Source organism: Kitasatospora sp. NPDC085895, assembly GCF_040702125.1.
GTDB classification, from domain to species: domain Bacteria; phylum Actinomycetota; class Actinomycetes; order Streptomycetales; family Streptomycetaceae; genus Kitasatospora; species Kitasatospora arboriphila.
The window spans coordinates 52,612-59,012 of sequence record NZ_JBFBJY010000052.1 but is presented as its reverse complement, the minus strand read 5'-3'; the positions used below and the strand labels follow the sequence as shown (position 1 = coordinate 59,012).

The following is a 6,401-nucleotide window of genomic DNA, read 5'->3' as shown; positions in this document are numbered from 1 at the left end:
CGGGATCACCCCGGCCAGGCCATCACCCCGCCGCGGAAGGCGAACAAGAGCTGCCCACCGGAAGTCCACGAGGCCCGCGAGCGGGCCCGCCACCACCACTCCTCCCAGCGCATCCTGGTCGAGCACGCCCTCGCCGACCACAAGCGCTGGAAAGGCCTGACCCGCTGGACCCACCGCCGCGACACCCTCCCGGACACCTACCTCGCCATCGCCGGCCTGGTCTCCGACCGCACCGCCACCGCCTGGACCGAGCCCCGGCCCAGGCCGGCGCAATCCCCGCCGCAATCACACACCAGCTCGTTAGGATGCCGTCACGTCGCTGGGATGGCAGCCGCCCGCCACCGGTCCCGGTCCTGCGGTAGGAAGTGGGCGGGCAGGAGGCCGGCTGTCGTTGTGGACCAGGGCCGCGCGCACCCATACCCGCAGCGGGCCCCAACTCACGCTCTGGGTATGCCTTCTGGGCTGGTTCCGTCAAGAGCGGTACCCTGCCGTGGATGGCCTGTGCCGTCGTCGATGCGGGGGGCGCACATGTCGAGCACCGTTTTCCTGATCCTCTCCCTCGGCCCGCTCGCCCTGATCCTGGTGATCATCGCCGCGCAACGGGCGAACGTGGTCGACGATGCCTACACCGGGGAGGTCACCGAGCGGTGGGTGAGCAGTTCGACCGGTACCTACGGCACGACAACCCGCTGCATGATGCGGATCCGCACCGACCAGGGGCGTGAGCTCGCCGTGCAGGTGGACGGCCGGACGTACCAGGCACTCGACATCGGCGACCGTGTCGTCAAGACCCCGGGCACGCGCTGGCCAGTGCGATCGGAGTAACGGCGCCCTCAAACGGCGCCGCCCGCCCACGACCGGGCCCAGCCATGCGCTCGCTGATCGGGTGGATGCGCCCCGGCCATCCGATCCGTCCGGCCCGAGCCCTGGCGGGGCTGCTCGCACCGGTGACACCGCCCCCAGCAGTGCTCCGCGTTGAGCGGTTGGGGCCCGGACGGACAGCCGGCCGCCGCAGACCGGCGGCCGGGGACATCGGTCCGGCGAGGTCGTGGTGCGTCAACGACGGCTGCGGCTACAACTCGCACGGTGCAGATGCGGCTGACGTCCCGTGCACGGACTGCCGCACCGAGGGGGCGGGCGCTCCGGTCAGCAGTGGAAGGTCGGGCTGGTGTAGTAGCCGATCGCGCTGGGGCCCGAGGTGATGCCCTCGACCCAGATGCAGTGGCCGGAGCCCGGAACGCTCACCGGACCGGCGTAGTAACGGTAGTTGTCGCTTCCGTCGGGCCGGTTCTCGATACTGGTGCAGTCGGAGCTGCCGCCGGGAGTGTCCTCGCGGCACTCGATCAGCCGGATCGAGATGAAGCCCGCGGTTCCGTACAGGCTTCCGGCCTTGACGTTGACCGCACAGTTGCGGCCCGTCGAGCTGTCCCAGAACAGGTGCACGTGGCTCAGCACCTGGCCGCCGTAGGCCTTCACCGCGAACGGGGAGTCGCTCACCTCGGTGCCCGAACACCCCCAACCGCCCGCCATCGCCGGGGTGGCCGTCGAGAACGTGATGCCGCCGGCCACCGCAAGCAGCGCCGCTGCGGCCACCGCCATCCGTCGTGCGATCGTGCGCATGCAATCAGCCTTCCATCAGGGTCGGACGCGATGCGCGCCATGATCGTCGGCCTCCGTATCGTCCCGGTAGCGGGACCGGAGTCGCGCCGCCGCCCGGGCACACACCGCGCCCGTGCCCGCACGCGCGGGTTGCAGACCGGCGGGGGCGCAGCTGCGCCGGGCGAAGGGGCGCAGCAGGGCGAAGCTGGGGCATCGGCGCGCGGCACCGGTGGCGTTCGGCGGCCGCGCTACCCCGGCGATACGGGCTTTTGCCAGTCTGCTCACCACGACCGGCCCGGAAGCGCCGCCCCGCCCCGTACGCACCGCGTGCCTCCCCCGTTGCCCTGGCACGCCCCCGTTCGGAACCGGTGGGACCGGCAGGACACGGCCAGGACCGGGCGTCACGAGCCCCGCAGGATGGAGTGAACCCGATGCACATGTCGATGAAGCGAGCCGCTGCCCGTCTCGGCACCCTGGCCCTGGTGGCGGGCGCCGCCGCCACTGCAGTGCCGACGGCTGCGCAGGCCGCCGGCTACAACGGCGTCTGCGGTTCGGGCTACACCGTCATCGACCACCGCGACCTCAACCTCGGCGGCACGGTCTACCTGACCTACAACAGCAGCAACGGCAACAACTGCGTGGTGACGGTCCGCAACAGCCCGGGACAGCCGATCCTCATGCTCGCCGGGCTGAGTCTTGCCGGCGCCTCCACCTGGACGAAGCTCGACGAGAACTACTACCGGTCCTATGCCGGGCCGGTCTACCTGCACGCCGAGCACAGCTGCATCGACTGGGAAGGCGGCATCGAGAGCAACGTCAGCGGCGGCTTCAACGCGCACTGCGGCTGATCGCGGCCCGTCCCCGACCTCGGCCGGGGATCCGAGGTCGAGCGGTGCTGTGCCGTGGTGCCCCTGGCGTCAGGACGTGGGCATGGCCAGGAGGAGGCCGCCTTCGAGGCTGTCCTGAATGTGTCGGCCGTGCGCGGCGCAGACGACGACGGTGCCGCCCTGCGCGTCCATCGCCAGGAAGGTCGCCGGTTCACCGCACGGGCTCCGGGTGCGGTCGTAGCCCCATCCAGCGCCGCACTCCTCGCACCACGAGTGACCGTTCTCGGTTCTCAGGGTCGGTCCGCAGCGCGGACATACTCCCCACCACGCCGTGCACGACCCGGGCCACTGGGCGGCCCGGACCCGGGCGAGCTTCTCCGCCGCCTCCCCGATCCGCCGTGCCGCCCGGGTGAGCGTCTCGCCCACATCGCCCGGCAGCGCTCCTCGCACGGCCCGCGGCAGGCCGGTCTGCTGCTTCAGTCGCTCCCGCACGGCGGCGACGTCCCGCGCCAATGCGTCGGCGCGGGCCTGAAGATCCCGCAACTCCGCAGGCGTCGGCTCGCCATCGCCTGCGGCGGATTCGGCATCCGCAAACAAATCACTCACCCCCGACAACGCAGCCGTACACCAGCAGATCCCCGGCCCGATGCCCCACCTCCGCGGTCACCGGCCGGGAACGCATCGTGATCAAACCATGACACCCGCGCCCCGACAAGAGACGAAGGTCACGCAGCCGAGCCAAACGATCACCACCGGCAACGCGATCATGCCGTCCACGGCCGCGCACCCTGCCCCTGGCTCGCCGTCCGAGCCCTCCGGCGCCGCCTTGTGGACGCCGAACGATCGTCGGCGGCGCCACCCGCCGAAACAACTCACGAAAGGAACGGCGTCCAGACTGCCCGATCCTGTTGTCCACATCACCCTTTCCGGTCCAGCACTGCACTGTCCATGCCGTCGGTCGGCGGATCGCCTCCGCAGCCTGCCGGGGCCCGCGAGGCTCCCGGCAGGCGTCTTCCGGCTACGGCACGGCTTCGCAGAGGGCGGCGCCCAGCAGGGTGTGCATCCGGGCGATGGGCGCGTTGGTCGCAAGGTGGGCGTTGCTCACCACGGAGGCGTGGCGGCCGTCAGCGGTGACCGGGGTCTCGCTGCAGTAGCCGTTCACGATGCCGTCATGGCCCCGGGCCGTGCCGCCGCACGGCAGGGTGCGGGCAGCGACTCCGAGACCGTGGGAGAGACCACCGCCCACGCCGCGCCGCCGCCGGCCCCCAGGGCCGGTGCCCGCCGCCCGCAGGTGCCGAGGCGACGCCGACGACGCACTCCCGGGCAACACCAGCTGGCGACGCCTGCCTGCCGTCCTCGCAACCGCACGCGGAACGACCGAGGCCCGCCAGTTCGACCGGCGGGCCTCACTGCTGTGCGGGGGTGCCTTACGCAAGCACAGTCGCCACGGGAAGTTCTTCGGGCCACACGAACGCCCGCCACGGCTCGGAGGGGAAAGGGTGGGCCGGTACGGCGTCTCGCCGACGGGCCGGTACGGCGTCTCGCCGACGGGCCGGGGCGGAGTGACGTACGGCATCGGCGCGAAGGGGCACAGGGCTCGGTCGTCCGGCACCGCTGCGCGAACCACCTGTACGACGAAGCGCCGGACCTGGGTGAGCTCGAGGAGGGAGTTGACGTAAGTGGACGTCAGGACGCCGACGGTGACCGGCTTCGCGACACGGCGGCATGCGTCGGCGAGCGGCAGCCGCCCGTTGAGGACGAGCCGCGGCGTCTGCTCGATCGGTGCCTGGCCGGCCGCGGACGGGAACCTCCTCGACCGGTGCACTGGACGCGGTGAGGAAGAGCGGAGGCATGCCGCGCGTCACCGCCGGACGGACGGGGTGTCCGACGAAGCCATCCCGTGCCGGCCCCATGATCCAAAGCTCCACTCCCACGGTGCACCTCGCGTTTCGCCCCCGTTTCCTGGCGCCTCTCCTCCCTCCTGCCGGAAGTGGGAGTCGACCCACCGGTGGCGGAGGATGACGGCAACCGGAAACGGAGCGTCACAATGTCACGGAGAGTTGCATGCTGCGGTGCCGTCACCCGCTTGCAGCCACCCGTCGCGGTGCCATAGTGGAAACGAGTGAACATGCTCGGCAACCACCCCCAGAAGGTTGCGCCATGAACGACAGGCAAGTAAACGCCAGGATCGGCGACGACCAGTTCGACTTGGACATCCGGGTCAGGGTGGTCACCACGGCCGTCGACCAGTTCCCCCCCGAGGCGGGCGAGACAGCGAGTTGCGCCAGTACCTGCGGGGACGAGTGCACCAACAGCTGCGCCAGCACCTGCGGTGAGGAGTGCACCGTCGTCAGCCTGCCCGCGGCCGACGCCGCCGGCGAGACGGAGACCTGCTCGACCTGCGGCTCGTGCACCTCGGAGTGCGACACGGTCCCGGTCCAGTTCTTCGAGGACCACTACGTCCTGGAGGTCAGTCAGGTCCGCGCCGACGGCATCACCCGCAGGGTCGCCGGAGAACACGTCATCCGCCGCGTCGAGCGGGAGTCCCGATCGTCCCGGGAAGGCTGATGGCCGTAGCAGCGCAGCAGGCGGCCGCCTGGGAGCCGGCGGTCCGTGACGCGCGGACCGTGGCGCGGGTCCGTGACGCGGCCGTGGACGTCCTCTCCCGGCTGCGCGATCCCGGCACGGCGGAGGCCGCGGGCCGGGCCGGTGCGCGCCGGGGGCGGCCGCGGTGGACGCCGTACAGCACTGCGCAGGGCGCCGGCGGCCTCGCCCTGGCCTTCGGGCACCTCGACCGCTGCCTGCCCGGCCAGGGCTGGGACCTGGTGGCCCACCGTCACCTCGCCCGCGCCGTGGAGGGCACCGCGCGGGACCCCGTCAAGGCCCTGGGGCTCTTCTCCGGGCTCGCCGGAGTGGCGTTCACCACCGCCTACCTGGCCGACGGCCGGGGGCGGTACCGCGCGCTGCTCGGCGACCTCGACAACAGCCTGTACACGCGGATCCCCCGCAGGCTGCCCGCGGTCGACGGGCGGGGACTGGCGGTCGGGACCTTCGACGTCGTCTCCGGCTGGACCGGTGTGGCCGCCTGCCTGCGCGTCCGGCCGCCCGGCCCGGACCGGGACCGCGCGTCGACCACCCTGCTCGGTTGGCTGGTCGACCTGTGCCGGGGTTGCCCGGACCCCGACGGGCTCCCCGCCTGGCACACCCCGCACGCCCTGATCGCCGACGAGGCCATGCGCGCGAAGTACCCGGGCGCGGTCGCCAACTGCGGTCTGGCGCACGGCATCACCGGTCCCCTCGCCCTGCTCGCCCTCGTCCACGCCGACGCCCGTGGGCCGGCGGTGCCGGGCCACACCGAGGCGATCCGCCGGGCCGCGTCCTGGCTGGCCGCACAGCACGTCGCGGACGCCCGGGGCGGCGGCTACCCGTCGGTCGCCGCGTACCCACCGGCGGTCGAGGAGCCCTCGGCCGCCGTGCCCGGTGCACGGGCCCCCGCTCCGACACCGGCCCGCGACGCCTGGTGCTACGGCAGCCCGGGTGTCGCCCGCGCGCTGTGGCTGGCCGGCACCGCCCTGGGTGACTCCGGCCTCACCGCCGCGGCCACCGCCGCCCTGCGCACCGCGCTGGCGCGCCCGATCGCCTGGCGCCGCGTCGACTCGCCCGGATTCTGCCACGGCGTCGCGGGTCTGCTGCAGATCACCCTCCGTTTCGCCGCCGACACCGGGGACGAGGCGATCGGCGCCGCAGCGCACCGCCTGGTCGACCAACTGCTCGGCGAGTACCGGCCCCGATCACCCTTCGGCTACCGCAGCGTCGAACCCGACGGCACCCGTGCAGACCGGGTCGGCCTCCTGGAGGGCACCCCCGGGATCGCCCTCGCCCTCCTGGCCGCCGCCACCCCCGAACCTCCCGCCTGGGACCGGTTCTTCCTGCTGTCGTGACCCGCCGCCCACCGCCATGACCACCCACCCACCG

The 6,401-nt window shown here is 72.8% G+C and carries 7 protein-coding genes and 1 pseudogene; 5 read left to right on the top strand and 3 right to left on the bottom strand.

What is annotated here, in order from left to right; genetic code table 11:
* Window positions 1-231 (top strand): annotated as a pseudogene (locus AB0442_RS27605) (hypothetical protein); the annotation flags it as partial.
* A 297-nt stretch (window positions 232-528) separates the two neighbouring features.
* Window positions 529-825, top strand: a complete 297-nt coding sequence (locus tag AB0442_RS27600; RefSeq protein WP_366166140.1) for a hypothetical protein — start codon at window positions 529-531, stop codon at window positions 823-825.
* 321 nt (window positions 826-1,146) lie between these two features.
* Here AB0442_RS27600 and AB0442_RS27595 read toward each other — a convergent pair whose 3' ends face one another.
* The gene (locus AB0442_RS27595) at window positions 1,147-1,620 is read right to left on the bottom strand and encodes a hypothetical protein (protein ID WP_366166131.1); all 474 of its coding nucleotides are present in this window, start codon (window positions 1,618-1,620) and stop codon (window positions 1,147-1,149) included.
* A gap of 422 nt (window positions 1,621-2,042) precedes the next feature.
* Here AB0442_RS27595 and AB0442_RS27590 point away from each other — a divergent pair, with 422 nt between their 5' ends.
* Complete coding sequence (locus AB0442_RS27590; protein ID WP_366166129.1) at window positions 2,043-2,447, top strand: spore-associated protein A; 405 nt, start codon at window positions 2,043-2,045, stop codon at window positions 2,445-2,447.
* A gap of 69 nt (window positions 2,448-2,516) precedes the next feature.
* Here AB0442_RS27590 and AB0442_RS27585 read toward each other — a convergent pair whose 3' ends face one another.
* Window positions 2,517-3,032 carry a hypothetical protein gene (locus AB0442_RS27585; RefSeq protein WP_366166128.1) on the bottom strand — a complete coding sequence of 172 codons (516 nt, stop codon included), beginning with the start codon at window positions 3,030-3,032 and terminating at the stop codon, window positions 2,517-2,519.
* 412 nt (window positions 3,033-3,444) lie between these two features.
* Complete coding sequence (locus AB0442_RS27580) at window positions 3,445-3,588, bottom strand: hypothetical protein (RefSeq protein WP_366166127.1); 144 nt, start codon at window positions 3,586-3,588, stop codon at window positions 3,445-3,447.
* A 998-nt stretch (window positions 3,589-4,586) separates the two neighbouring features.
* Here AB0442_RS27580 and AB0442_RS27575 point away from each other — a divergent pair.
* Window positions 4,587-4,994: a hypothetical protein gene (locus AB0442_RS27575; protein ID WP_366166125.1), complete on the top strand. Its 408-nt coding sequence runs from the start codon at window positions 4,587-4,589 to the stop codon at window positions 4,992-4,994.
* Window positions 4,994-6,367 carry a lanthionine synthetase C family protein gene (locus tag AB0442_RS27570; protein WP_366166124.1) on the top strand — a complete coding sequence of 458 codons (1,374 nt, stop codon included), beginning with the start codon at window positions 4,994-4,996 and terminating at the stop codon, window positions 6,365-6,367. The genes AB0442_RS27575 and AB0442_RS27570 overlap by 1 nt, the downstream gene beginning before the upstream one ends.
* Window positions 6,368-6,401 lie beyond the last annotated feature (34 nt).

What these genes read in the sequence shown, in the direction of transcription:
- AB0442_RS27600 (WP_366166140.1), top strand. Translation starts at nt 529, where the DNA reads ATGTCGAGCACCGTTTTCCTGATCCTCTCCCTCGGCCCGCTCGCCCTG.
- AB0442_RS27595 (WP_366166131.1), bottom strand. Translation starts at nt 1,620, where the DNA reads ATGCGCACGATCGCACGACGGATGGCGGTGGCCGCAGCGGCGCTGCTT.
- AB0442_RS27590 (WP_366166129.1), top strand. Translation starts at nt 2,043, where the DNA reads ATGAAGCGAGCCGCTGCCCGTCTCGGCACCCTGGCCCTGGTGGCGGGC.
- AB0442_RS27575 (WP_366166125.1), top strand. Translation starts at nt 4,587, where the DNA reads ATGAACGACAGGCAAGTAAACGCCAGGATCGGCGACGACCAGTTCGAC.
- AB0442_RS27570 (WP_366166124.1), top strand. Translation starts at nt 4,994, where the DNA reads ATGGCCGTAGCAGCGCAGCAGGCGGCCGCCTGGGAGCCGGCGGTCCGT.